This is a genomic window from Streptomyces sp. NPDC004435 (assembly GCF_042873895.1).
Lineage (GTDB): Bacteria > Actinomycetota > Actinomycetes > Streptomycetales > Streptomycetaceae > Streptomyces.
Map to the genome: position 1 here is coordinate 1 of NZ_JBIAMB010000005.1, position 25300 is coordinate 25300.

The window sequence follows — 25300 nt, forward strand, 5'->3', positions numbered from 1 at the left end:
CCGCTGGCCCGGGGGGGGGGGGGGGGGGGGGGGGCGGGGGCGGGGGGGGGTGGGCCCCCCCCCCCCCGGGGCCCCCGGGGGGGGGGGGGGGGGGGGGGCCCCCGGGGGGCCCCCCCGCCCCGGAGGGTCAGCCCTGGCGGACGCGCAGTGCGCGGGCGAGGTCGTCAAGCTGGTCGGCGAGCCTGCGGTGGAGGGCGGGGATCATGGTGCCGTCGGCGAGGCGGCGTTCGCCGAGGGCGAGGGAGTCGGCGTCGACCGCGTACGCCGGGAAGGCGTGGCGGCCGGCGGCCTCGGCCATGGCGGGGCCGCGGCGGTCGCCGAGGGCGATGGCGGCGTCGTAGAACCGCTCGACGTACTCCTCGACCAGATCGGCCTGTTCGGGCTGCCAGAAGCCGAGGGCGGTGGCGGTGAACAGGTAGTTCGACAGGTCGTCGGAGTCGAACATGGCCGCCCAGGCGGTCGCCTTGGCCGCCGGGTCGGGGAGGGAGGCGCGGCAGCGGGCGGCGCCTTCCTGGCCGGTGGCGCTGGGGTCGCGCTCCAGCTCGGCGGCGATGGCGGTCTCGTCGGTGGCGCCGAGGACGGCGAGCCGGGCGAGGATGCGCCAGCGCAGCTCGGGGTCGAGTTCGGGGCCGCCGTGGACGGTGCCCTCGTCGAGCCAGGAGGCGATCTGGTCGGGGGTGGTGGCGCTGTCGATCAGGGCGCGGACGGCGGTGAGGCGCAGGCCGGGGTTTTCGCCGTCCTCGGTGCGGCGGAGCAGGGCGCGGGCGATCTCGCGGAGGCCGGCGAGGGCTGCGGGGCGCTCCTCGGCGGTGAGGTACCGGTCGGCGACCTGGGTGCGGGCGAAGGCCAGGACGCCCTGGACGATGCCGAGTTCGGTCTCCTCGGTGAGGTGGGCGAGGGCGGTCTCCAGGTAGGCGGCGGGCTCCAGCTCGCCGTCGCGGACCATGTCGCGCATCGCGTTCCACACGACGGCCCGGGTGAGCGGGTCGGGGATGCGGGAGAGGCCGTGGAGGGCGGACTCCTCGGAGGTCTCGTCGAAGCGGAGCTTGGCGTAGCTGAGGTCGCCGTCGTTGAGGACGACGAGGGCGGGGCGGGGGCCGGTGAGCCGGACGGGCTCGGCCTGCGGCACGTCGAGGGCGACGCGCTCGCGGAGGGCGAGTTCGCCGTCGGGGCGGCGGTCGTAGAGGCCGGCCTCGATGCGGTGGGGGCGGCTGCCCGCGCGGTCGACGGCGAGGTCCCAGCGGTTGCCCTCGCCGGTGAGGCGGGGGGTGAGGGTGTCGACGCCGGTGGTGCGGAGCCACTGCTCGGCCCAGGCGTGGACGTCGCGGTCGGTGGCGGCGGCGAGGTTGTCGATGAAGTCGGCGAGGGTGGCGTTGCCGAAGCGGTGCCGCTTGAAGTGGATGTTGATGCCGGCGAGGAAGTCCTCCTCGCCGAGCCAGGCGACGAGCTGGCGGAGGGCGGAGGCGCCCTTGGCGTAGGAGATGCCGTCGAAGTTGAGGAGGGCGGAGGCGGTGTCGGGGACGGCCTCGGGGTCGGGGGCGACGGGGTGGGTGGAGGGGCGCTGGTCGGCGTCGTATCCCCAGGACTTGCGGGCGACGCCGAAGTCGATCCAGGTGTCGGCGAAGAGGTCGGAGCACGCCTCGTTGACGGTCTGGTAGCCCATGTACTCGGCGAAGGACTCGTTCAGCCAGATGTCGTCCCACCAGCGGAGGGTGACGAGGTCGCCGAACCACATGTGGGCCATCTCGTGGGCGATGACCATGGCGCGGGTCATCCGCTCGGTGGCGGTGACGGCGGAGCGGAAGACGAATTCGTCGCGGAAGGTGACGAGGCCGGGGTTCTCCATGGCGCCGGCGTTGAACTCGGGGACGAACGCCTGGTCGTAGGAGTCGAAGGGGTAGGGCTCGTCGAACTTCTCGTGGTAGCGGTCGTAGCAGGCCTCGGTGACGGCGATGATCTCGTCGGCGTCGGCGTCGAGGTACGGGGCGAGGGAGCGGCGGCAGTGGATGCCGAAGGGCAGTCCGGCGTGTTCGGTGCGGACGGAGTGCCAGGGGCCGGCGGCGACGCAGACGAGGTAGGTGGAGACCGGTGGGGTGGGGGTCGCGGTCCAGCGGCCGTCCTGCTGCTGTTCGGTGACGCCGTTGGAGAGGACGGTCCAGCCCTCGGGGGCGGTGACGGAGACCTCGAAGATGGCCTTCAGGTCGGGCTGGTCGAAGGCGGCGAAGACGCGCTGGACGTCCTCCATGAAGAGCTGGGTGTAGACGTAGGACTCGCCGTCGGTGGGGTCGAGGAAGCGGTGCATGCCCTCGCCGGTGTGCGAGTAGCGCATGGTGGCGGTGAGGGTCAGCTCGTGCTCGCCCTCGGTGAGGCCGAGCGCGAGGCGGTTCCCGTCGAGGGCGGCGGGGTCGAGGGGCTTGCCGTCGAGGGTGACGGAGTGGAGGGTGTCCGGCTTGACTTCGACGAAGGTGTCTCCCGCGGCGCGGGCGGTGAAGCGGATGCGGCTGGTGGACCCGAAGGTCTCGTCGCCGCCGGTGAGGTCGAGGTCCACCGTGTAGTGGTGGACGTCGAGCAGCTGGGCACGGGTCTGCGCTTCGTCGCGCGTCAGTACGGACATGGGCCCTATGCTGCCCGATCGTCCGGTCGGGTGGCAGGGGTGGTGCCCCAGGTGATCCACGGGGGCCTCGCGGGCGGCGGGTCAGGCGAGGCCGGTGCCGTCGAGGTGGGCGAAGGCGGCGGTGATCCGGGGCCGGTCGTAGCCTCCGGGGCCGGCGGCGCCGCTGGAGACGAGGGCGGCGAGCAGCAGCCGGGCCTTGGCGGGGGCGAGCGGGCCGGCCGGGACGAGGCCGTGGTGGAGGAGGTCGTGCTCGGAGCCGGGGCCGCGGTAGGTGTCGCTGAGGCCGGTGCCGGCTCCCGTGCGGGAGGCGAGGACGACCGGGATGCGGCGGGCGATCCCGGCGAGGGGTTCGACGAGCCAGGAGGGGGCGTGGCCGGCGCCGAAGGCGGCGACGACGAGGCCCTGGAAGCGGTCGTCGACGGCGGAGAGGAGTTCGCCTCGGTCGCCGAGGCTCAGGGTGAGCAGGGCGATCCGGACCGAGGGGTCGTAGGAGAGCCGGCAGGGGGTGGTGGGCACGGCGGGGCGGAGCAGGATCCGCGGGGTGCCCTCGACGACGGTGCCGAGGGGGCCGGCGCCGGGCGAGGCGAAGGTGGCGATCGAGGTGGTGTGGGTCTTGCGGGCGTGCCGGGCGGCGTGGATCTCGTCGGCGAGGACGACGACGACGCCGAGGCCCCGGCAGGCGGGGTCGGCGGCGACGGCGAGTGCGGCGGCGAGGTTGGCGGGGCCGTCGGCGCCGGGCAGGTCGGGGCGGCGCATGGCGCCGGTCACGGCGATGGCGGCCCGCTCGGTGGGGCAGAGCAGGTCGAGGAGGAAGGCGGTCTCCTCCAGGGTGTCGGTGCCCTGGACGACGACGACGCCGGAGCCGGCGGCGACGGTCTCGTTCACCTCGGCGGCGAGGGCGGCGAGGTCCTCGGGGGTGAGGGAGGAGGAGGGGAGCCGGCGGAAGTCACGGACCTCGACGTCCTCGGGTGCGCCGAGGGCGGCGAGCACCTCGGGGCCGGTCATACGGCCCAGCTCACCGCCGCGCGCGGAGATGGTCCCGCCGAGGGTGAAGACCGTGACCCGGCTCATCAGCGTGCTCCGTCCGCGATCGTCTCGTGGTGGCGGATGACCTCGGCGATGATGAAGTTGAGCAGTTTCTCCGCGAAGGCCGGGTCCAGTTTCGCGCTCACGGCGAGTTCGCGCAGCCGGGCGATCTGGCGGGCCTCGCGGGCCGCGTCGGCGGGCGGCAGCTGGTGCTCCGCTTTGAGGACGCCGACCTGCTGGGTGCACTTGAAGCGTTCGGCGAGCATGTGGACGACGGCGGCGTCGATGTTGTCGATCGATTCGCGCAGCCGGGTCAGCTCGGCGCGGACGGACGGGTCGATGTCGTGGGCGTCGTTCCTGGTGTCGCTCATGGTCAGCGAGCTTAGACGGAGTCTCCGGTGAGGGTCGGCGGGTGTTCGGGATCCGGTACGCGGTCGCTCCAGCCGCCGTGGACGGCCCGGCCCTGTTGCTCGCGGAAGCGGACGGGGGCGAGTCCGACCCTTCGGGTGAAGAGCCGGGAGAAGTAGGCCGGGTCGTCGTAGCCGACGCGGCGGGCGACGGCGGCGACCGGCAGCTCGGTGGCGGCGAGGAGTTCCTTGGCGCGGCCGAGCCGGACGGTGAGCAGGTAGTCCTTGGGGCTGCATCCGGCGGCGCGGCGGACGGCCGTGCGCAGCTCGGCGGCGGTCATGCCGTGCCGGGCGGCGTGCTCGGCGACGGAGAGGGGCTGGAAGGCGTCGCGGGCGAGGCCGGTGAGGACGGGGTCGCCGTCGGTGTCGGTGTCGGCGCGGCCGCGGCGCAGGGCGACGAGGAGTTCGTGGACGGCGGCGGCGGTCTCGACCTCCAGGAGCGGGTTGCCGGGTCGGGCGGCGCGGGCGATGCGGGCGATGGCGGCGCGGGCGGGGGCTGCGTCGGCGAGGGGGACGACGGGCCGGTCGGGTTCGATGTAGCCGAGCTCGGTGTAGGTGGCGGCGGCGGGTCCGGTGAAGTCGACGAAGGACTCGTCCCAGCCGGTGGCGGGGTCGGCGCCGTAGTGGTGGGGGACGCCGGGGGTGAGCCAGAGGAGGGCGGGGGCGGCGACGGGGGTGGTGCGGCCGTCGGCGGAGCGGTACCAGCCGCCGCCGGCGGAGACGACGACGGCGACGTGGTGGTCGAGGGTGCGGGGGCCGACGACGGGGAGCCGGCCGTGCTGGAGTCCGACCCCGAGGCAGACGAGGCCGAGCCGGTGGTGGACCGGTCCGGGGGTGAAGTAGCGCATCCAGGTGTGGTACATCCGGCCGTCCTGCTTTCCGCGCGCTCTCCAAGGTCCAAACTGCGACGATCTTTGTCCATGGACCGGCCCGCCGCCAGGGGGTGAGGGTGGGGGCATGAGTACGTTCGCTGTGGGTGACGAGGACTTTCTGCTGGACGGGCGGCCGGTGCGGCTGCTGTCGGGGGCGCTGCACTACTTCCGGGTGCACGAGGGGCACTGGAAGCACCGGCTCGGGATGCTGCGGGCGATGGGGCTGGACTGCGTCGAGACGTACGTGCCGTGGAACCTGCACGAGCCGGAGCCGGGCCGGTACGCGGATCCGGAGGCGCTGGGCCGGTTCCTGGACGCGGTGGCGGCGGCCGGGATGCGGGCGATCGTGCGTCCGGGGCCGTACATCTGCGCCGAGTGGGAGAACGGCGGGCTGCCGCACTGGCTGACGGGGCCGCTGGGGCGGCGGGTGCGGACCCGGGACCCGGAGTACCTGCGGGCGGTGGAGGCGTGGTTCCGGCGGCTGCTGCCGCAGGTGGTGGCGCGGCAGGCGCACCGGGGCGGGCCGGTGGTGATGGTCCAGGTGGAGAACGAGTACGGGAGCTACGGGAGTGACGCCCGCTATCTGGAGTGGCTGGCGGGGCTGCTGCGGGAGTGCGGGGTGACGGTGCCGCTCTTCACCTCGGACGGGCCCGAGGACCACATGCTGACGGGCGGTTCGGTGCCGGGGGTCCTGGCGACGGCGAACTTCGGTTCGGGGGCGGCGGAGGGGTTCGCGGCGCTGCGCCGGCACCGTCCTTCGGGGCCGCTGATGTGCATGGAGTTCTGGTGCGGCTGGTTCGACCACTGGGGGACGGAGCACGCGGGGCGGGACGCGGCGGGGGCCGCGGAGGCGCTGCGGGAGGTGCTGGAGTGCGGGGCCTCGGTGAACGTCTACATGGCGCACGGGGGCTCGAACTTCGGTGGCTGGGCGGGCGCGAACCGTTCCGGCGACCTGCACGACGGGCGGCTGCTGCCGACGGTGACCTCGTACGACTACGACGCGCCGGTGGACGAGTGGGGGCGGCCGACGGAGAAGTTCCACCGCTTCCGGGAGGTGCTGGAGAAGTACGCGGCGGGGCCGCTGCCCGAGGTGCCGGAGCCGCCGGCCCGGCTGGCGGCTCCGGTGCGAGCGGAGGCGGCGGGCTGGGCGCCGCTGGGGGCCGTGGTGGAGGCGCTGGGTGGTGCGGAGCGGGAGTCGGGGGTGGCGCCGACCTTCGAGGAGCTGGGGGTGGACCGCGGAGTGGTGCGGTACCGCTTCTCCGTGCCGGGGCCCCGGCAGCCGTATCCGCTGGCGGTGACGGGGCTGCGGGACCGGGCGCAGGTGTGGGTGGACGGGGTCTTCGCCGGGGTGCTGACGGAGGAGGACGCGGTGCTGCCGGAGCCGGTGGCGGGGCCGGCCGTGGTGGAGCTGTGGGTGGAGTCGCTGGGCCGGGTGAACTACGGGCCGCGGCTGGCCGAGCCGAAGGGGATCACCGGCGGGCTGCTGCACGAGCGCCAGTACGTGCACGGGGTGCGGGCCCGGGGGCTGCGCCTCGACGCCTTCACGGCGGAGGCGGTGGACGGGGTGGCGTTCCGCGAGCCGGCGGGGCGGCCCGACGGGCGGGGCCTGTACCGGGCGTCGGTGGAGGTGGCGGGCGCGGGGGACGCGGAGCTGCGGCTGCCGGGCGCGGGCCGGGGCTTCGTCTGGGTGAACGGCTTCTGTCTGGGCCGGTACTGGCCGGGCGCGGGCCCGCAGGAGGGGCTGTTCGTGCCGGGTCCGGTGCTGCGGGAGGGCGCGAACGAGGTGTGGGTGCTGGAGCTGGAGGGTGACGGGCCCGAGCGGGTGGAGCTGGGCTGAGCGCGATCCGGTGGAGGGGACGGGGAGGGCCCCGGGGCGCTGTGCCGCCCCGGGGCCCCCGTCCTATGGGGGGGGTTACAGCGTGGCCGCGGCGGACTTGATCGCGGCGGCGAAGGTCGAGACCTCCGTGTAGACGCCGGGGTAGTCGGGCCGCGCGCAGCCCTGGCCCCAGCTCACGATGCCGACCTGGACCCAGGCGCCGGCGTTGTCCTTGCGGAACATCGGGCCGCCGGAGTCGCCCTGACAGGTGTCGACGCCGCCCTGGGGGTAGCCGGCGCAGATCTCCTCGGACGGGACGAGGTCGCTGCCGTACGAGGCCTGGCAGGAGGCGTCCGAGACGAAGGGGACGTTGGCCTTGAGCAGGTAGCGCTGCTGGCCGCCGCCCTCGCGGGCCGCGCCCCAGCCGGCCACGGTGAAGGTGCCGCTGTTGTAGGCGGTGGTCTCGGCGAGCTTCAGGGTGGGCAGCGAGGTGATGGGGCTGGCGAGCTTGATGAGCGCCCAGTCCTTGCCCTTGCCGTTGTAGCCGGGGGCTCGGTAGATCTTGGTGGAGCGGACCTTGATGGCGCTGCTCGACTGGAGGTCGACGACGCCGGCGGTGGCGGTGATGGAGGTGTTGTTGCCGGTCGCGCCGACGCAGTGGGCGGCGGTGAGGACGACCTGCGGGCTGATGAGGGAGCCGCCGCAGCCCATGGAGAGCCGGACCATCCAGGGGAACTCGCCCTGGGCGGCGCGGGTGCCGCCGACGACCGGGTTGGGGGCCGCGGTGGCGCTGGAGACGGGCTGGAGGCTGAGCGCGGCGAGTGCGACGGCGCCGGCGGCGGCGAGTTTCTGCAGGGTGCGGACGAGTCGGTTCTTCTGCACGGTCTGCCTTCTCTCGTGGGGGGTTCCTGCATGGGGGGTGCGGCCCTGACGGCGGGTCGCCCGTGCCGCGCGGAGGGCTGTACACACCCGTCCGCCATGACATGAGCCCGTCAAGGCATGTCCGGATTATGGACAGCTCTCAACTGCCGCCACAAGGAAGCCTTTTCGGCCAGACCCGAACTCGGACCGTACAGTGGGAGCGGGGGTGGAGCGCGTATGACGGACCGCCACGGGGCCGACCGGGTCGATGAGGACACCCATGGGGTGGAGCACGGCTTCCCCCACCGGGAGGCCGTACGGGTCTCGCTCACCGCGCTCTACCGGCGGCTCGGACCCACCGGCGTCGGCCGGTACGCGACCAGCGTGACCGCCGCCGAGGTGGCCCTCTCCCCCGGCGAGGACCCGCTCCTCGGCGCCACCCGGGTGGCCGGGGTCCTGGTGCGCCACCTGCGCCTCCCGGAGGCACCGGCGGTGGTGTCGTTCCGGCGGATGGAGCACGCCGCCACCGTCGAGCCCGCCGCCGGACCCGAGTACGCCGTCGAGCTCAACGAGCGCTTCCGGGGCCGCCCCCGGGACATCGGCGCCGCCCTCGCCCACGAGCTCACCCACGTGCTGCTCCACCGGCTCGGCCTGGGCTTCCCCGACACCGGGCGCAACGAGATCCTCACCGACGTGACGACCGCCTACCTCGGCGCCGGATGGCTGCTTCTCGACGCCTTCCGGCAGGACGGCGCCGAGAGCCAGAAGCTCGGCTACCTCACCCCGGAGGAGTTCGGCTGGGTCCTCGCCCAGCGCGCCGAGCTCTTCGGCGAGGACCCCTCGCCGTGGTTCACCAGCGCGGTCGCGTACGAGGCGTGGCGGCGCGGCCGGGCCGAGGCCGCCCGGGAGCGGCGGCTGCCGCCGCTGGCCGGGGCGGGGTGGTCGGACCGGCGCCGCTACGCCCGCGAGCGGCGGCTCGGCCGGGCCGCGCCCGGCGCCCCGTACGCCTTCGACGGCGGCGCCCCGGCGACCGGGGTCGCCTTCCCCTGCCCCGTCTGCCGCCAGCGGCTCCGCGTCCCGGCCGGACGCGCGCTGCGGGCCCGCTGCCGGCTCTGCGGGACGGTCCTCGACTGCGCCGGGTGAAGGACACCGTGCCCCCCTGCCGCGACTGCGCAGGGGGAACCACCGTGCCCCTTCCGCGACTGCGCCGGGGAAAATGCCGTGCCCCTTCCGGCTCAGGGCGGGACAATACGGTCATGGATCGGAGTTTCGAGGAACTGGTGGCCGAGGCCGAGGCCGCCCCGATGGAGGGCTGGGACTTCTCCTGGCTCGACGGACGGGCCACGGAGGAGCGGCCCAGCTGGGGCTACCAGCGACTGCTGGGCGAGCGGTTGGGCGCGGCCACGGCCGCGCTCGACATCCAGACCGGGGGCGGGGAGGTGCTGGCCGGGGCCGGGAAGCTGCCGCCGCTGACGGCGGCCACCGAGTCCTGGCCGCCGAACGTGGCGAAGGCGACCCGGCTGCTCCACCCGCTCGGCGCGGTGGTCGTCCACGACGAGGACGAGCCGCCGCTGCCCTTCGGCGACGCCGCCTTCGACCTGGTCGTCAGCCGCCACCCGGTGACGGTGTGGTGGACCGAGATCGCCCGGGTGCTGCGCCCCGGCGGCACGTACCTCTCCCAGCAGGTGGGCCCGGCCAGCGTCTTCGAACTGGTCGAGTACTTCCTCGGGCCGCAGCCGGCGGAGGTCCGCCGCGCCCGGCACCCCGAGGACACCCGGCGGGACGCCGAGGCGGCCGGCCTGGAGGTGGTGGACCTGCGGGCGGAGGCGCTGCGGACCGAGTTCCTGGACGTCGGCGCGGTGGTCTGGTTCCTGCGGAAGGTGATCTGGATGGTGCCGGGCTTCACGGTGGAGGCGTACCGGGACCGGCTGCGGGAGCTGCACGAACGGATCGGCCGGGAAGGACCGTTCGTGGCCACGACGAGCCGGTTCCTCATCGAGGCGCGCAAGCCCTGAGCCGGCCGGAACGGATTTGCGCCGAGGACCGACGGCGGGTCAGGGTCGGGGCATGAGCACGCTGTTCGACGCCATCACGAGCGGGGACGAGGACGCGGTCGTCCGGGCCCTGCGCGCGGGGGCCGACCCCGAGGCCACCGACGACGGGGAGACCGCCCTCTACCGCGCGGCGGTCGCCGACGAGCCGGGGATCGTGCGGCTGCTGCTCGCCGCCGGCGCCGACCCCTCCCGGGCGAGCGGCCCGGACGGCGGCGACCTGCCGCTGTGCGGGGCGGCCTGCGGCGGGCACGCGGGGACGGTACGGGCGCTGCTCGCGGCGGGCGCGGCGCCCGACCAGGAGGAGGAGTTCGGCTTCACCGCGCTGGCCTGGGCGGTCCGGCTCGGCCACGCGGAGACCGTACGGGCGCTGCTCGAACACGGCGCCGGCGCCGACCGCCCCGGCCCCGACGGCCTCGCCCCGCTGACCGCGGCGGCCCGGCGCGGCTCCACGGCGTGCGTACGGGCGCTGCTCGACCACGGCGCGGGGGGCGCGGCGCCGGCGCTGCGGGAGGCACGGCGGTGGATCGGCGTGGACATGGCGGCCGAACTGCGGCGCGGCCTGGTCGCGGGGAACGACAGCGGGGAGACCTACGAGGCGGTGGTCCGCAGGGTCCGGGAGGACGGCGGCGTGACCGTGGTCGTCGAGCTGCTGCGGGAGGACGGCCGGCCGGGGCGCGGCGACGAACGGCAGACGGGGCACGCGGCCGTCGCGACCCTCCTGGAGGCGGCCCTCGGCCGGCGCACCCCGCACGAGGAGCTGGCGGCGCGGGCGCTGCGCTGCGGGGACCCGGAGCTGGACGACTGGACGACGGCGGTGGCGGAACTGGCCGGCCGGGCCGACGAGGAGACCTTCGTGGCGGCGGCCGCCTGGTGCGCCTACCGCGACCCGCTGCGGCGGGCTTTCGGCGCGCGGGTCCTCGGGGCGCTGCCCGGGTTCGCGGCGAGCGCGGTGCCGGTGCTGCGTCGCCTCGCGGCGGAGGCGGCGGGCCCGGCGCGGGAACCGGTCCTCTCGGTGGTGACGGCGCTCGGGGCGTGCGCGGACCCGGCGGCGCTGCCGGAGCTCCTGGCCGCCGCCGGCCATCCGGACCCGGAGGTGCGGCGGGCGACGGCGGGCGCGCTGGCGGGGCTCGTGCCCGCCGGGGACATGGAGGCGCTGGGGGTGCTGCTCGGGCTGAGCCGGGACGGGGACGCGCGGGTGCGGGACTGGGCGGTGCTGGCCCTCGCCGAACTGCCGGACGACACCCCGCTCGTACGGGAGGCGCTGGCGGAGCGTCTCGCCGACCCCGACCCCGAGACGGTGGCCGAGGCGGCCCGCGGGCTCGCGATCCGCCAGGACCCGCGGGCGGTGGACGCGCTGGCGGCGGTCCTCTCGGACGGCGAGCCGGACGGCGCGCCCCGCGAGACGGCCCTGGCCGCCCTGGAGTTCGTGCCCGACGCCCGGGTCAGGACCCGGCTGGAATGGATCCCGCCGCGCGGTCGCTGAGGGGGCGGCAGAAGACAGGGTCCCCGTCCGGTGGCCGGGCGGGACCGGACCGCGCGAGGACAGGACCGGACGACACGCGGTTCAGGCTCCGTACACCGGGTGCGGGGGCTCCGCGAGGGCCAGGAGTTTGCGGGCCGTCTCGCCCGCCTCCGCCGGGGTCCTGCGGCCGCCGCTGGACTCGCTCGGGCCCGGGCGCCACCCCTCCATCACGGTCAGCCGGCCGCCCTCGGCCTCGAAGACGCGGCCGGTGACGCCCGCCGAGCCCGCCGAGCCGAGCCAGACGACCAGCGGGGAGACGTCCTCGGGGAGGGCCCGGAGGCCGTCGATGACCTGCTCGGTCATGCGGGTGCGGGCGGCCGGGGCGATGGCGTTGACCTGGACGCCGTACCGGGCGAGTTCGGCCGCGGCGACCAGCGTGAGGCCGACGACGGCCGCCTTGGCCGCCGCGTAGTTGCCCTGCCCGACGCTGCCGAGGAGCCCCGCCCCCGAGGTGGTCTGCACGACCCGGGCGTCGGGCGTGCGCCCGGCCTTCGCCTCGGCGCGCCAGTACGCGGCGGCGTACCGGAGCGGCAGGAAGTGGCCCTTGGCATGGACGCGCATCACGGCGTCCCAGTCCTTCTCGTCGAGGTTGACCAGCATCCGGTCGCGCAGGAAGCCGGCGTTGCAGACCAGGGTGTCGAGCCGGCCGAAGGCGTCGAGGGCGGTGGTGACGAGCGAGGAGGCGCCCTCGGTGGACGCGATGTCACCGCCGTGGGCGACGGCTTCGCCGCCCGCCGCCCTGATCTCCTCGACGACGGCGGTGGCCGGGCTGTCGGGCCCGGGCGTGCCGTCGAGGCCGACGCCCAGGTCGTTGACGACGACCCGGGCTCCCTCGGCGGCGAAGCCGAGCGCGTGCGCCCGCCCGAGCCCGCGGCCCGCCCCGGTGACGACCACCACGCGGCCCTCGCAGATCCCCGTGCCCATCCCCATGCCCATCCCCATCTCGGCTCCCCTTCCGGCCTGTTCGGACTCCACGGCTGTTCCCACGAGGGCGGGCACGAACCCTCCCGCCGGGATCCCCCGGCTGCTACCTTCCTCCCCGGGAGGCCGCCTAACAAGCGTTTGGTTGAAGATGGCCCGGCGCACTGTCGCGTGCCTCCGCCCGCACCCCTTTCCCCCTCAGTAAGGGAGTCAGCCATGTCTCTGTCGAGACGCGCACTGCTGAGCACCGCCGGTGCCGCCGCCGTCGTGGCGGCGGTCGCCCCGCCCGCCTCCGCGGCCCGCCCCCGAAACCCCCGCGCCCCCCGTACGCTCCGGCAGATCCCGCTCCAGGGCGCGGTGAACGTCCGTGACCTGGGCGGCTACCGCACCCTCGACGGCGAGCGGGTCCGGCACGGCCTCGTCTACCGGGCCGACCACCTCGGCAAGCTCACCGACGCCGACCTGGCCACCCTCGGCGCGCTGCGGCTCACCCGGGCGGTCGACTTCCGGATCCCGCTGGAGGTCGCCTCCGACGGGGCCGACCGGCTGCCCGCCGGGGTCACCGCCGTCTCCCGGCCGATCACCGACAACGGCCTCTACGCGCAGCTGCACGCCGTGATCGGCTCGGGCGACCCGGTCCGTCAGGAGGAGGCGCTGGGCGGCGGCCGGGGAGCGGCCTTCATGGCGGGCGTGTACCGCACCTTCGTCACCGACGCCGCGAACCGGGACGCCTTCGGGCGGACCCTGCGCGAGCTCGCCGCGCCCGGCGCGGGCCCGGCGCTCTACCACTGCACCTCGGGCAAGGACCGCACCGGCTGGACGAGCTGGCTGCTCCTGCGGCTCGTCGGCGTGCCGGAGCGCCTCGCCACCGAGGACTACCTGGCCTCCAACGCGATCCGCGCCGCGCACGACGCCCGGGTCCGCGAGGGCCTGCGGCAGGCCGGGCTGATGCGGAACCCCGAACTGATCGTGCCGTTGCAGGAGGTCCGCCAGGAGTACCTGGACGCGGCGCTCTCGGAGGTCCGCTGCCGCTACGGCAGCCTGTACCGCTATGTGACGGCCGGCCTGGGCCTGGACCCGCGCACCCTGGCGGGTCTGCGGGAGCGGCTGGTCGGCTGACGCGGGGGCGGCGCGGCCCGTGCGGGGGCCGCGCCGCCCCCGCGCCCTCGCCGTCCGCGTCCGGACCCCGCGGTTCAGGCGCGGACGGCGATGCCGTCCAGGACCATCGACAGGTACTGGCGGGCGATCTCCTCGGGGCTGTGGTGTCCGCCGGGCCGGTACCAGGAGGCCGCGACCCAGACGGTGTCGCGGACGAAGCGGTAGGTGAGGCGGACGTCGAGGTCGGCGCGGAACACGCCGTCCGCCACCCCCCGCTCCAGGGTGCCGAGCCACGCCTTCTCGAACCTGCTCTGCGAGTCCGCGAGGTACCCGAAGCGGGGGAGGTCGGTGAGGTGGCGGGACTCCTTCTGGTAGATGGCGACGGCGGCACGGTGCCGGTCGATCTCGCGGAAGGACTCGGTGACGAGGGCCTCGATGGTCTCCCGGGGGCCGAGTGCGGCCGCCAGGACGGCGTCGTACCCCTCCCACAGCTCGGTGAGGAAGGTGGAGAGGATCTCGTCCAGCATCGACTCCTTGGAGTCGAAGTGGTAGTAGAGGCTGCCGGCGAGCATGCCGGCGGCGTCCGCGATCTTCCGGACGGTGGTGGCGTTGTACCCCTGGGCGGCGAACACCTCGGCCGCGGTGTCGAGGAGTTCGCGGCGCCGCTCGGGCGCGGCGGCGTTCGCCGGGTTCTTCTTCTTGGTCGCTGACACCCGCCCATTGTCGTCGGTCGCCGCCGGTCCGGGGGCCGCCGCCGTACGGCCTGTGGATCCCGTACGGAAACGGCTCAGGCGTCCTCGCGCGGCGGCGCGTCGTCGTTGCCGCGCCGCAGGGTCCGGAGCGCGCGCCCGGGGCGCCAGGTGGTGAAGCAGATCTCCTCGCCGTCCACCCAGGTCCGGACGATCTCGCCGGGCTCCACCCGGAACACGTGGAAGGGCAGCGGCATGCCGATCCCGGCGGCGTACCGGGCGAGGTGGTCCGGGTCGGTGATCTCGACGGCCCGCCCGGAGATCCGGACGTCCCCGCCCCCCATCCCGGTGCCGGCGCCGGGGTTGGCGAGCAGCGCGAACCTCGGGTCGCGGCGGAGATCGAGGGCCTTGCGCGAGTTCGGCATCATGCCGAGCCACAGCTCGCCGTCCCGGAAGTCGGCCTCGATGCCGCTGAGCCGCGGCGAGCCGTCCTTCCGGAGGGTGGCGAGGGCGTGGTGGGTGAACTGTCCGAAGCGCTCCCGCACGGTGGCGGCGAGCGCGGGCTCGGCGGCCTCGAAGGCGGCCCAGGTGAGGGTTCCGGTGTCTCGCATGCTGTCAGGAAACACCGGATACCCGACATCTACTGTCCGGATTGCTCCGGGCGCCGGAACGGCGCCCGGAAAGCGGGGGCGTGCGGGGGACGGCGCCCGGGACACGGCGGCGCCCGGAAGACGGGTGTCCGGGAGCCGGCGGCGTCCGGGAATCAGCGCCCGGGACACGGCGGCGTCCGGGAGGCGCCGTCTAGGCGCCGGCGCGCTCCGCCTTGCTGCGCTCGACGCAGAACTCGTTGCCCTCCGGGTCGGCCAGGGTCGCCCAGCCCGTCCCGTCCGGGTTGCGGTGGTCGCCGACGAGCGTCGCGCCGAGCGCGAGCAGCCGCTCGACCTCCTCGTCGCGCGTACGGTCCTGCGGCTGGATGTCGAGGTGGACCCGGTTCTTGACGGTCTTCGGCTCCGGGACCCGGATGAAGAGGAGGCCGGCCCCCTCCGACTCGACGAGGGCCTCGGGGTCACCGGGCGCGTCGTCGTCGGAGACCTTGCTGTCGAGCACCTTCGCCCAGAACTCCGCGAGGGCGTAGGCGTCGGCGCAGTCGATGGTCACGTGGCGTACGAGAGAACTCATGTGCCCATGATCCACCCGGGGCCCGGCGCGGTCATCCGATTTCGGCGCGGACGACGCCCTGGGCGCGGGCGGCGGTGAGCCAGCGCGGGAACTCGGCGACCAGCCGGTCGTACAGCTCGGAGTCCGCGACCCTGCCGGGCTCCCTCCCGGCGTGGAAGAAGCCGGAGTTGTCGACGCACCGCCGCTCGGGGACGGCGAGCTCGTCGAGCCGGCGCAGGAAGTCGAACTGCTTGCTGCCGGGGTCGCCGAAGCCGACGAACTGCCAGAAGATCGGCAGCCGGGCCGCCTTGCAGACGTACCGCTCGGCGGCGAGGCGGTTGATGGGGCCGCCGTCGGTCTGGAAGACGACGAGGGCGGGTGCGGTGGCCCCGCTGTCGAGGTAGTGGTCGATGACCGCGTCCATGGCGAGGTGGTAGCTCGTCTTGCCCATGTGGCCGAGGCCGGCGACGATCCGCTCGACCCGGCCCTGGTGGTCGTCGAGTCTGATCTCGGTCTCGGCGTCGACGTCGGTGGAGAAGAAGACGACCGGCACCCGTCCGTCGTCGTCGAGCTGGGCGGAGAGCCCGAGGACCCGGTCGGCGAGGGCCTGGACGCTGCCGTCCCTGTAGTACGGCTTCATGGAGCCGGAGTAGTCGACCACCAGATAGACGGCGACGCGCTGCCCGTCGACGCCGTGCCGGCGCAGCGACTCCCCCGCCGACTTGTACAGGTCGACCAGCGCGGGCGCGGTCTCCTCCACCTTGCGCAGGCTCAGTGCCATCTCAGCGCTCCCCCTCGTCCCTCTCGGCCTTGTCGGCCTTCTCGGTCGTGACGACCGTCTCGGCTCTCTCGGCTCTCTCGATGTCCGCGAGCATGGCGTCGGCCAGGTCGCGTTCGGCGGCGTAGTACCGCTCCGCCCAGGTGAGGGTGAGCAGCGGGTACGCCCACGCCTCCTCCGCCCCGGCCTCGGCCGCGTCGGCGGCGGCGCGGCCGCGCAGGGTCTCGGCGTGGTCGCGGTGGCCGGTCAGGATCTCCCGGACCCGGTCGGGTTCGAGGAGGTGGCCGAGCCAGAGCCGCAGCAGCGGTCCGTGCTTGAGGACGGGCGGATCGACGGGGGCGGTTCCCGCCCAGGCCCCGACGGCGGCCAGGCCCTCGCCGGTGATGCGGTAGACCCGCTTGTCGCGACTGCCGGACTCGGGCGCGACCAGACGGGAGGTGGCGTATCCGGCCGCCTCCAGGCGGCGCAGCTCGCTGTAGATCTGACTGAAGGAGGGGCTCCAGTAGAAGAGTCCCAGCGAGCGGTCGGCCCACTTCTTGCAGTCGTAGCCGGACAACTCCCGCCCGAAGGAGAGCAGTCCGAGCACGGCCCAGCTCGTCGCGGGAAGCCCCGGCACCGCTCCGTCGTCCACCCCGTCCGCCACGGGCGGCAGTCTACGGCCCTTCCTCCTCCCCGCTGTGCCTGCTAGAAGTATTTCGACTAGGCATACATGCCATCGAACGGGAGGAGCGCCCGTGAAGTTCTCCATGATCTTCGAAGCACAGCTCGTCGACCCCACCCCCGCCCGTGAGCACCAGGTGCTCCGCGACTGCGTCGAACAGGCCGTCCTCGCCGAGGAGATGGGCTTCGACCGGATCTGGGCGGTGGAGCACCACTCCCTCACCCGGTACGCGCACATGAGCGCTTCCGAGATCTTTCTGACCTGGGTGGCGGCCAGGACCGAGCGGATCCGCGTCGGGCACGGCGTGGTGACGATGCCGTTCGGCTACCAGCATCCGGTCCGGGTGGCCGAGCGGACCGCGATGCTCGACGTCCTCTCCGGCGGGCGGGTCGACATCGGCGCCGGGCGGGGCGCGACCCGCCAGGAGATGCGCATGTTCGGGGTGCGCCCGGAGGACACCCGGCCGCAGACCGAGGAGGCGCTGCGGATCCTCGCGGCGGCGTGGCGGGAGGAGGAGTTCGAGTGGCACGGCACCCTCGACATCGGCCCGGGCGCGGTCCTGCCCCGCCCGGTCCAGACCCCGCACCCTCCGCTCTTCCTGGCCTGCTCGCAGCACGACTCGCTGCGGCAGGCGGCCGAACTCGGCGTCGGGGCCCTGGTGCTGGGCTTCGCGGGCGCCGACGACGTACGGGCGATGCGGAAGGTGTACGACGAGGCGCTGGCCTCCCGGGACGGTTCGCGGTTCGTCTCCACGGTGGCCAACGACCACTTCTCGGCGCTCTGCCCGACGGTCGTCCTGGACGACGCGGCCCGCGCGCTCCGGCTCGGCACCCGCGGCCAGCGCTTCTTCGCCGAGTCGATCGCCCACTGGTACGGCGGCGGGCCCGCGCCCACGGGGTACGCGGAGGACGAGGACCACACCGCCGCGCTCGCCGGCCGGCGGGACGAGCTGGTGGCCCGGCTGCACGCGGCGGACGTCCCCGCCCGCCCCGTCGACACCGGCACCTTCCACACCGACCACGCCTACGGCGACGCGGCCACCGCGGTCGCCTACGTGGACCGGCTCCGCCGGATCGGCGTCGACGAGGTGATGTGCCTGATCCAGATGGGCACGGTCCCGCAGGAGGTCTGTCTGGAGACGATCCGCCAGTGGGGCGAGCGGGTCATCCCGCGCTTCCGCCCGGCCCTCGCCGGCACCGGCACCGGCACCGGCTGAACACGCGGCGACGCCCGCCCCCGGTGTCCTCGGTCGAGGACGGGCGGGGCGGGCGTCGTGCGGTTCCGTACCTCGTCGTACGGGACGTCCGGTGGGGCCGGTCAGACCAGCAGCGAGCGGTCCGTCGGGCGGATCGGGGCCGGCAAGGAGCTGGCACCGGTCAGGTAGCGGTCCACCCCGCGGGCGGCGGAGCGGCCCTCGGCGATGGCCCAGACGATCAGCGACTGGCCGCGGCCGGCGTCGCCGGCGACGTACACGCCGTCGATGTTGGTGGCGTAGTCGGCGTCGCGGGCGATGTTGCCCCGCGCGTCCAGGGCGACACCGAACTGGGAGACCAGGCCGTTGGCGACGTCCGTGCCGGTGAAGCCCATGGCGAGGGTGACCAGCTGCGCGGGGATCTTCCGCTCGGTGCCCGGCTTCTGGGTCAGCTTGCCGTCGACGAACTCGACCTCGATGAGGTGGAGGTACTGGACGTTGCCGTCCGCGTCGCCCTCGAAGTGGGTGGTGGAGACGGAGTAGACCCGCTCGCCGCCCTCCTCGTGCGCCGAGGTGACCTTGTACAGCATCGGGAAGGTCGGCCAGGGCTGGTTGGCGTTCCGGTCCTCGCCCGGCCGGGGCATGATCTCCAGCTGGGTGACGGAGGCGGCGCCCTGGCGGTGGGCGGTGCCGACGCAGTCGGCGCCGGTGTCGCCGCCGCCGATGACGACGACGTGCTTGCCCTCGGCGGTGATCGGCGAGGCCACGAAGTCGCCCTCGACCACCTTGTTGGCGAGCGGCAGGTACTCCATCGCCTGGTGGATGCCCTGGAGCTCGCGGCCCTGCACGGGCAGGTCGCGGGCGGTGGTGGCGCCGGCGGCGACCACGACCGCGTCGAACCGCTTGCGCAGGTCGGTGGCCGTGACGTCGCGGCCGATCTCGACGCCGGTGCGGAACTTGGTGCCCTCCGCGCGCATCTGCTCGATGCGGCGGTTGATGTGCCGCTTCTCCATCTTGAACTCGGGGATGCCGTAGCGCAGCAGGCCGCCGATGCGGTCGGCGCGCTCGTACACGACCACGGTGTGGCCGGCCCGGGTCAGCTGCTGGGCGGCGGCGAGGCCCGCCGGGCCGGAGCCGATGACGGCGACGGTCTTGCCGGAGAGGCGCTCGGGCGCCTGCGGCTTGACGTCGTTGGCGTCCCACGCCTTGTCGATGATGGAGACTTCGACGTTCTTGATGGTGACGGCCGGCTGGTTGATGCCGAGCACGCACGCCGACTCGCACGGAGCCGGGCACAGGCGGCCGGTGAACTCCGGGAAGTTGTTGGTGGCGTGGAGGCGCTCGGACGCGGCCGACCAGTCCTCGCGGTAGGCGTAGTCGTTCCACTCGGGGATCAGGTTCCCGAGCGGGCAGCCGTTGTGGCAGAACGGGATGCCGCAGTCCATGCAGCGGCCGGCCTGCTTGCTGATGATCGGCAGCAGGGAGCCGGGGACGTAGACCTCGTTCCAGTCGCGGACGCGCTCCGCGACGGGACGGGTCTCGGCGACCTCGCGGCCGGTGGTGAGGAAGCCCTTCGGGTCAGCCATGGGTCGCCGCCTCCATCATCTTCTCGGTGGTCTCCTGCTCGGAGAGACCGGCGAGCTCAGCGGCGTCCTTGGCGGCGAGCACTGCCTTGTACGTGGTCGGGATGATCTTGCTGAAGCGGCTGGCCGCCGTGTCCCAGTCGGCCAGGAGCTTCTCGGCCACGGTGGAGCCGGTCTCCTCCTGGTGGCGGCGCACGACGTCGTGCAGCCACGCCTTGTCGGTGTCCGACGGCGCCTCGACCGCTCCGAGGTTGCCGGAGTTGACGTGGTCGATGTCGAGGTCGATGACGTAGGCGACACCGCCGGACATGCCCGCCGCGAAGTTGCGGCCGGTCTCGCCGAGGACGACCGCCGTGCCGCCGGTCATGTACTCGCAGCCGTGGTCGCCCACGCCCTCCGAGACGACCAGGGCGCCGGAGTTGCGGACGCAGAAGCGCTCGCCGGTGCGGCCGCGCAGGAAGAGCTCGCCGCCGGTGGCGCCGTACGCGATGGTGTTGCCCGCGATGGTGGAGTACTCGGCGAGGTGGTCGGCGCCGCGGTCGGGGCGGACGATCACCCGGCCGCCGGAGAGGCCCTTGCCGACGAAGTCGTTGGCGTCGCCCTCCAGGCGGAGGGTCACGCCGGACGGCAGGAAGGCGCCGAAGGACTGGCCGGCGGAGCCGGTGAAGGTGAGGTCGATGGTGTCGGCCGGAAGGCCGCCGCCGCCGAACTTCTTCGTCACCTCGTGGCCGAGCATGGTGCCGACCGTGCGGTTGATGTTGCGGATCTCGACCTGGGCGCGGACCGGCTGGGCCTGCTCGGCGGAGGGGGCGTTCAGCGCCTCGGCGGCGAGCTGGATCAGCTGGTTGTCGAGCGCCTTCTCCAGACCGTGGTCCTGCTCGATCTGGGCGTGGCGGACCGCGCCCTCCGGCAGCTCCGGCACGTAGAAGAGCGGCTCCAGGTCCAGGCCCTGCGCCTTCCAGTGCGTGACGGCGCGGCTGGTGTCGAGCAGCTCGGCGTGGCCGACGGCCTCCTCGATGGAGCGGAAGCCCAGCTCGGCGAGGAGCTCGCGGACCTCCTGCCCGATGAACTCGAAGAAGTTGACGACGTACTCGGCCTTGCCGGAGAAACGGTCGCGCAGGACCGGGTTCTGGGTGGCGATGCCGACCGGGCAGGTGTCCAGGTGGCAGACGCGCATCATGACGCAGCCGGAGACGACGAGCGGCGCGGTCGCGAAACCGAACTCCTCGGCGCCGAGCAGCGCGGCGATGACGACGTCGCGGCCGGTCTTGAGCTGGCCGTCGGTCTGGACGACGATCCGGTCGCGCAGACCGTTGAGCAGCAGCGTCTGCTGGGTCTCGGCGAGACCGAGCTCCCAGGGGCCGCCCGCGTGCTTGAGCGAGGTGAGCGGGGAGGCGCCCGTACCGCCGTCGTGGCCGGAGATGAGGACGACGTCCGCGTGCGCCTTGGACACGCCGGCCGCGACCGTGCCGACGCCGACCTCGGAGACCAGCTTCACGTGGATGCGGGCCTGCGGGTTGGCGTTCTTGAGGTCGTGGATCAGCTGAGCCAGGTCCTCGATGGAGTAGATGTCGTGGTGCGGCGGCGGCGAGATGAGGCCGACGCCGGGCGTCGAGTGACGCGTCTTGGCGACCCACGGGTAGACCTTGTGGCCGGGCAGCTGGCCGCCCTCGCCGGGCTTGGCGCCCTGGGCCATCTTGATCTGGATGTCGTCGGCGTTGACCAGGTACTCGGAGGTGACGCCGAAGCGGCCGGAGGCGACCTGCTTGATCGACGAGCGGCGCGCCGGGTCGTACAGGCGCTCCGGGTCCTCGCCGCCCTCACCGGTGTTCGACTTGCCGCCGAGCTGGTTCATGGCGATGGCGAGGGTCTCGTGCGCCTCCTGGGAGATGGAGCCGTACGACATGGCGCCGGTGGAGAAGCGCTTGACGATCTCGGAGACCGGCTCGACCTCGTCCACGGGGATCGACGGGCGGCCGGAGGCGAAGCCGAACAGGCCGCGGAGCGTCATCAGGCGCTCGGACTGCTCGTTCACCCGGTCCGTGTACTGCTTGAAGATGTCGTACCGCTTGTTCCGCGTGGCGTGCTGGAGGCGGAAGACGGTCTCCGGGTCGAAGAGGTGCGGCTCGCCCTCGCGGCGCCACTGGTACTCGCCGCCGATCTCCAGCGCGCGGTGCGCGGAGGCGATGCCGGTGGCCGGGTACGCCTTGGCGTGGCGGGCGGCGACCTCCTTGGCGACGACGTCCAGGCCGGCGCCGCCGATCTTGGTGGCGGTGCCGTTGAAGTACCGGGAGACGAACTCGGTGTCGAGGCCGACGGCCTCGAAGACCTGGGCGCCGCGGTAGGAGGCGACCGTGGAGATGCCCATCTTCGACATGACCTTGAGGACGCCCTTGCCGAGGGCGTAGATCAGGTTGCGGGTGGCCTGCTCGGGCTCGATGTCGCTGAGGAAGGTGCCGGCGCGGAGCAGGTCCTCGACGGACTCCATGGCCAGGTACGGGTTGACCGCCGCGGCGCCGTAGCCGATGAGCAGGGCGACGTGGTGGACCTCTCGGACGTCGCCGGCCTCGACCAGCAGGCCCACCATGGTGCGCTGCTTGGTGCGGATGAGGTGGTGGTGGACGGCGGCGGTGAGCAGCAGCGACGGGATCGGCGCGTGCTCGGCGTCGGAGTGCCGGTCGGAGAGGACGATCAGGCGGGCGCCGCCCTCGATGGCCGCGTCGGCCTCGGCGCAGATGGCGTCGATGCGGGCGGCGAGGGCCTCGCCGCCGCCGGAGACCCGGTAGAGGCCGGAGAGCGTGGCGGCCTTCATGCCCGGCATGTCGCCGTCGTGGTTGATGTGGATGAGCTTGGCGAGCTCGTCGTTATCGATCACCGGGAAGGGCAGGGTGACCGAGCGACAGGAGGCCGCGGTCGGGTCGAGCAGGTTGCCCTGGGGACCGAGGGAGGAGCGCAGCGAGGTGACGAGCTCTTCCCGGATGGCGTCCAGCGGCGGGTTGGTGACCTGCGCGAACAGCTGCGTGAAGTAGTCGAAGAGCAGCCGGGGGCGCTCGGAGAGGGCCGCGATGGGCGAGTCGGTGCCCATGGAGCCGAGCGGCTCACCGCCGGTGCGGGCCATCGGGGCGAGGATGACGCGGAGCTCTTCCTCGGTGTAGCCGAAGGTCTGCTGGCGGCGGGTGACCGAGGCGTGGGTGTGCACGATGTGCTCGCGCTCGGGGAGGTCGGAGAGCTCGATCTCGCCGGTCTCCAGCCACTCCGCGTACGGCTGCTCGGCGGCGAGGCCGGCCTTGATCTCGTCGTCCTCGATGATGCGGTGCTCGGCGGTGTCGACGAGGAACATCTTGCCGGGCTGGAGGCGGCCCTTGCGGACGACCTTGGCGGGGTCGATGTCGAGGACGCCGACCTCGGAGGAGAGGACGACGAGGCCCTCGTCGGTGACCCAGTAGCGGCCGGGGCGCAGACCGTTGCGGTCGAGGACCGCGCCGACCTGGACGCCGTCGGTGAAGGTGACGCAGGCGGGGCCGTCCCAGGGCTCCATCATCGTGGAGTGGTACTGGTAGAAGGCGTGCCGCGCGGGGTCCATGGAGTCGTGGTTCTCCCACGCCTCGGGGACCATCATCAGGACGGCGTGCGGCAGCGAGCGGCCGCCGAGGTGGAGCAGCTCCAGGACCTCGTCGAAGGAGGCGGTGTCGGAGGCGTCGGGGGTGCAGATCGGGAAGATCCGCTCCAGGCCCTTGCCGTCCCGGCTCTCGCCGAAGACGTCGCCGGCGAGCTGGGCCTCGCGGGCGGTCATCCAGTTGCGGTTGCCCTTGACCGTGTTGATCTCGCCGTTGTGGGCGACGAAGCGGTACGGGTGGGCGAGCGGCCAGCTGGGGAAGGTGTTGGTGGAGAACCGGGAGTGGACGAGGGCGACGGCCGAGGCCAGGCGCCGGTCCGACAGGTCCGGGAAGAAGGGCTCCAGCTGGCCGGTGGTGAGCATGCCCTTGTAGACGAGGGTGCGGGCGGAGAGCGACGGGAAGTACGTCGCGGCCTCACGCTCGGCGCGCTTGCGGAACACGAACGCCTTGCGGTCCAGCGCGATGCCGGTGCTCTCGCCGTCGGTCACGAAGACCTGGCGGAAGGCCGGCATGGTGGAGCGGGCGGTGGCGCCGAGCAGGGCGGGGGCGACGGGGACCTCGCGCCAGCCGAGGACGGTGAGGCCCTCGTCGGCGGCGATCGCCTCGACCGCGGCGGCGGTCTCGTCGGCGGAGTCGACGGGGAGGAAGGCGGTGCCCACCGCGTACGCGCCGGCCTCGGGCAGCTCGAAGTCGGTGACCTCGCGGAAGAAGGCGTCCGGGACCTGGAGCAGGATGCCGGCGCCGTCGCCGGAGTCCGGCTCGGAGCCGGTGGCGCCGCGGTGCTCGAGGTTGCGCAGTACGGTCAGCGCCTGCTCGACCAGCGCGTGGCTGGCCACACCGGTGAGGGTGGCCACGAACCCGACACCACAGGCGTCGTGCTCGTTACGGGGGTCGTACATGCCCTGGGGGGCGGGGCGACCATCCATGGGCGACCAGGCGTCGGAACGCATCGGCTCTCCCGTCGTCGTCGTGGCTGGGGGCTTCTCCCAGACCACGTCTGGGGGAGCTGCTGCCGAGGGACGACGTTGGCCCTCCGCGAAATTTCGTGCAGGTTACATGATGGAGCGATTCTCGCCTAGTGGATAGCGCGTTCCAGCATGCGGACACCACCGACACGGAGCGGTGGTGCGCGTTCACCTGTTCTCTCTGGGTGCGGGGGCAGTGACTGCACCGTGACTGCTCCGCGTGGGACGGATCCGCGAGGATGATGCCGGTCCGTCCGGGGAGGGCTTCGTTGCCCAGCGACGCTTCTGCCTCTTTCCCGTTGGTCACGGGTTCGAAACCGCCGGGTAACCGGCTACATATGTGGCGTCGTGCATAGTGTCTCACCGCCGCGAGGATTCCGACCAGGGATATTCGTCACAGCGAGGATGCGGCTTTCGTCCCGCAAAGTCACCCCGAAATGCCCGAGAGGCCCCTTGAGGGGGCCTCTCGGGCCTCCCCGCCGGCACGGATTCCGTTTCCGTCGGGGCGGTGCGTCCGCCGCTAGAGCGCGGCGCCGAGGAGCATCCCGAGGCCGTACGTGACGGCCGCGGCGGCACCGCCGAGCACCAGCTGGCGCAGGCCGCTGAACCACCAGCCGCGCGCGGTGACCCGGGCGACCAGCGCTCCGCAGGCGAAGAGGCCGAGGAGCGCGAGCAGCACGGCCGGCCAGAGCGCGGTGGCGCCGAGCAGGTACGGCAGCAGGGGCAGCAGGGCGCCGAGCGCGAAGGAGCCGAAGGACGAGACGGCGGCGACGGCAGGCGACGGCAGGTCGTCGGGGTCGATGCCCAGCTCCTCGCGGGCGTGGATCTCCAGCGCCTGCTCGGGGTCCCGGGAGAGCTGCATCGCGACCTCGCGGGCGAGGGCGGGCTCGACGCCCCGGGAGACGTAGAGGGCGGCCAGCTCCTCCATCTCGTCGATCGGGTGCTTGCGCAACTGGCTGCGCTCCACATCCAGTTCCGCCTGGACGAGCTCGCGCTGCGAGGCGACCGAGGTGTACTCGCCGGCCGCCATGGAGAAGGCTCCGGCGGCCAGTCCGGCGAGACCGGTGACGACGATGGTCTGCGAGGAGACGGAGCCGCCGGCGACGCCGGTCATCAGGGCGAGGTTCGACACGAGTCCGTCCATCGCGCCGAAGACCGCGGGCCGCAGCCAACCGCCGTTGACGTCACGGTGGGTGTGGTTGTCGCGGTGGGCCTCGTGCAGTGGTGCCTGGGCTTCGATGATGGACATGGTTCTCCCCTCGTTCCGGCGGGCCGGGTCGCACCCGCCGCCCCCAACACCCTCGAAAATACGCTCGATGTAAGGGGCGCGCCAGCAAGGCAGGCCGTACTTAGTAAGGCCCGCCTCAGTGTGGTGAACCTTTCCTGACGCACCCTCAGCACCACCCGCCCCACTGACAGACGGGTGACAGAAGCGGCCCATCGGCGAGTCCGCCGCCCGTCGTGGC

General features: G+C 73.7%; 20 protein-coding genes. 6 read left to right on the top strand and 14 right to left on the bottom strand.

Annotated elements, in window-relative coordinates:
- Window positions 1-127 precede the first annotated feature (127 nt).
- The 4 genes from pepN to ACFYT9_RS10105 all read right to left on the bottom strand — a co-directional run bounded on the left by pepN (window position 128) and on the right by ACFYT9_RS10105 (window position 4910).
- On the bottom strand, window positions 128-2614 hold the full coding sequence (gene pepN, locus ACFYT9_RS10090) for an aminopeptidase N (protein ID WP_389162123.1): 2487 nt from the start codon (window positions 2612-2614) through the stop codon (window positions 128-130).
- Window positions 2615-2695: 81 nt separating this feature from the next.
- Entirely contained in the window at window positions 2696-3685 is a 990-nt protein-coding gene (locus tag ACFYT9_RS10095; RefSeq protein ID WP_389162124.1) for an asparaginase domain-containing protein, read from the bottom strand.
- Entirely contained in the window at window positions 3685-4011 is a 327-nt protein-coding gene (locus ACFYT9_RS10100) for a chorismate mutase (protein ID WP_376603523.1), read from the bottom strand. The genes ACFYT9_RS10095 and ACFYT9_RS10100 overlap by 1 nt, the downstream gene beginning before the upstream one ends.
- An 11-nt stretch (window positions 4012-4022) precedes the next feature.
- The gene (locus tag ACFYT9_RS10105; RefSeq protein WP_376603525.1) at window positions 4023-4910 is read right to left on the bottom strand and encodes an AraC family transcriptional regulator; all 888 of its coding nucleotides are present in this window, start codon (window positions 4908-4910) and stop codon (window positions 4023-4025) included.
- Window positions 4911-5004: 94 nt separating this feature from the next.
- On the opposite strand from ACFYT9_RS10105, the gene ACFYT9_RS10110 reads away from it, so the two are divergent.
- Complete coding sequence (locus ACFYT9_RS10110) at window positions 5005-6756, top strand: beta-galactosidase family protein (RefSeq protein ID WP_389162126.1); 1752 nt, start codon at window positions 5005-5007, stop codon at window positions 6754-6756.
- 75 nt (window positions 6757-6831) lie between these two features.
- On the opposite strand, the gene ACFYT9_RS10115 is transcribed toward ACFYT9_RS10110, so the two are convergent.
- Window positions 6832-7617 carry a serine protease gene (locus tag ACFYT9_RS10115; RefSeq protein WP_360322052.1) on the bottom strand — a complete coding sequence of 262 codons (786 nt, stop codon included), beginning with the start codon at window positions 7615-7617 and terminating at the stop codon, window positions 6832-6834.
- 216 nt (window positions 7618-7833) lie between these two features.
- On the opposite strand from ACFYT9_RS10115, the gene ACFYT9_RS10120 reads away from it, so the two are divergent.
- From ACFYT9_RS10120 to ACFYT9_RS10130, 3 genes are all read left to right on the top strand, one after another.
- Window positions 7834-8739 (top strand): hypothetical protein, encoded by a 906-nt coding sequence (locus ACFYT9_RS10120; RefSeq protein WP_389162128.1) that lies wholly within the window; start codon window positions 7834-7836, stop codon window positions 8737-8739.
- A gap of 113 nt (window positions 8740-8852) precedes the next feature.
- Complete coding sequence (locus ACFYT9_RS10125; protein ID WP_387274147.1) at window positions 8853-9611, top strand: class I SAM-dependent methyltransferase; 759 nt, start codon at window positions 8853-8855, stop codon at window positions 9609-9611.
- Window positions 9612-9663: 52 nt separating this feature from the next.
- Window positions 9664-11133, top strand: coding sequence for an ankyrin repeat domain-containing protein (locus tag ACFYT9_RS10130; protein WP_389162130.1), 1470 nt, complete (start codon window positions 9664-9666; stop codon window positions 11131-11133).
- A gap of 81 nt (window positions 11134-11214) precedes the next feature.
- Here ACFYT9_RS10130 and ACFYT9_RS10135 read toward each other — a convergent pair whose 3' ends face one another.
- Complete coding sequence (locus ACFYT9_RS10135; protein WP_389162703.1) at window positions 11215-12096, bottom strand: SDR family oxidoreductase; 882 nt, start codon at window positions 12094-12096, stop codon at window positions 11215-11217.
- 213 nt (window positions 12097-12309) lie between these two features.
- Here ACFYT9_RS10135 and ACFYT9_RS10140 point away from each other — a divergent pair, with 213 nt between their 5' ends.
- Window positions 12310-13212: a tyrosine-protein phosphatase gene (locus ACFYT9_RS10140; protein WP_389162132.1), complete on the top strand. Its 903-nt coding sequence runs from the start codon at window positions 12310-12312 to the stop codon at window positions 13210-13212.
- Between the two features lie 74 nt (window positions 13213-13286).
- Here the strand turns inward: ACFYT9_RS10140 and ACFYT9_RS10145 are convergent, their stop codons facing one another.
- The 5 genes from ACFYT9_RS10145 to ACFYT9_RS10165 all read right to left on the bottom strand — a co-directional run bounded on the left by ACFYT9_RS10145 (window position 13287) and on the right by ACFYT9_RS10165 (window position 16459).
- Window positions 13287-13904: a TetR/AcrR family transcriptional regulator gene (locus ACFYT9_RS10145; RefSeq protein WP_389162134.1), complete on the bottom strand. Its 618-nt coding sequence runs from the start codon at window positions 13902-13904 to the stop codon at window positions 13287-13289.
- Between the two features lie 74 nt (window positions 13905-13978).
- Entirely contained in the window at window positions 13979-14491 is a 513-nt protein-coding gene (locus ACFYT9_RS10150) for a pyridoxamine 5'-phosphate oxidase family protein (RefSeq protein ID WP_387270716.1), read from the bottom strand.
- A gap of 190 nt (window positions 14492-14681) precedes the next feature.
- Window positions 14682-15059, bottom strand: a complete 378-nt coding sequence (locus tag ACFYT9_RS10155; protein ID WP_376601292.1) for a VOC family protein — start codon at window positions 15057-15059, stop codon at window positions 14682-14684.
- 31 nt (window positions 15060-15090) lie between these two features.
- Window positions 15091-15819: a VWA domain-containing protein gene (locus tag ACFYT9_RS10160; RefSeq protein ID WP_389162136.1), complete on the bottom strand. Its 729-nt coding sequence runs from the start codon at window positions 15817-15819 to the stop codon at window positions 15091-15093.
- Between the two features lies 1 nt (window position 15820).
- Complete coding sequence (locus ACFYT9_RS10165; protein WP_389162138.1) at window positions 15821-16459, bottom strand: PadR family transcriptional regulator; 639 nt, start codon at window positions 16457-16459, stop codon at window positions 15821-15823.
- Window positions 16460-16550: 91 nt separating this feature from the next.
- Between ACFYT9_RS10165 and ACFYT9_RS10170 the strand changes: the two genes are divergently transcribed.
- Entirely contained in the window at window positions 16551-17693 is a 1143-nt protein-coding gene (locus tag ACFYT9_RS10170; RefSeq protein WP_387270719.1) for an LLM class flavin-dependent oxidoreductase, read from the top strand.
- Between the two features lie 101 nt (window positions 17694-17794).
- On the opposite strand, the gene ACFYT9_RS10175 is transcribed toward ACFYT9_RS10170, so the two are convergent.
- From ACFYT9_RS10175 to ACFYT9_RS10185, 3 genes are all read right to left on the bottom strand, one after another.
- Window positions 17795-19255, bottom strand: a complete 1461-nt coding sequence (locus ACFYT9_RS10175) for a glutamate synthase subunit beta (RefSeq protein WP_387270720.1) — start codon at window positions 19253-19255, stop codon at window positions 17795-17797.
- Window positions 19248-23819, bottom strand: coding sequence for a glutamate synthase large subunit (gltB, locus tag ACFYT9_RS10180; protein ID WP_389162139.1), 4572 nt, complete (start codon window positions 23817-23819; stop codon window positions 19248-19250). Before gltB ends, ACFYT9_RS10175 begins: the two co-directional genes overlap by 8 nt.
- A 535-nt stretch (window positions 23820-24354) precedes the next feature.
- Entirely contained in the window at window positions 24355-25083 is a 729-nt protein-coding gene (locus ACFYT9_RS10185) for a VIT1/CCC1 transporter family protein (RefSeq protein WP_387270723.1), read from the bottom strand.
- Window positions 25084-25300 lie beyond the last annotated feature (217 nt).